1 protein-coding gene is annotated in these 432 nt (G+C 48.4%); it reads right to left on the reverse strand.

The window, feature by feature from the left end; genetic code table 11:
* A partial coding sequence (locus tag E1189_RS24355) for a hypothetical protein (protein ID WP_230459836.1) occupies positions 1–197 on the reverse strand: 197 nt, incomplete at its 3' end.
* Between the last annotated feature and the right edge of the window lie 235 nt (positions 198–432).

Raw genomic sequence — 432 nt, forward strand, 5'->3', positions numbered from 1 at the left:
GATGTGGTTTCACCGGGGTGGATATGTGTGTTGTCCGCTGGGTGTATGGCAATACTGCCTGTCGATATCTCATCTAATGGCCATAACGGAGTAAGGTGACGAAATCTGTTCTTGTCTTCTGCTGCATAGGTGGCCACTGCAGACAGACCGATCACTATGCACAGACTGGTGGCAACAACGTTCAGCCTGAAGATCATTCCCATCCTTCCATAAAAAGAACAAAGATGATAGCAACTTAGCTGGCAGCCTCTTGTGGTGTTGATGTTTATTGTCAGGATATGGTTGTGAAAGGGGCAGACCGGGTCACTCATATTTACTGTTGTGCTGGGTGCGTTTGTGTCTGGTGAGCTGAGTGAATTGGACGAAAGCCTGGTTGCACCCGTCCTGGTTACAGACAAAGGATTTCTCCCTTGTGTGGATGCGCTTGTGTTT

Origin of the sequence: Parendozoicomonas verongulae (assembly GCF_009711465.1) — a bacterium.
Lineage (GTDB): Bacteria > Pseudomonadota > Gammaproteobacteria > Pseudomonadales > Endozoicomonadaceae > Sansalvadorimonas > Sansalvadorimonas verongulae.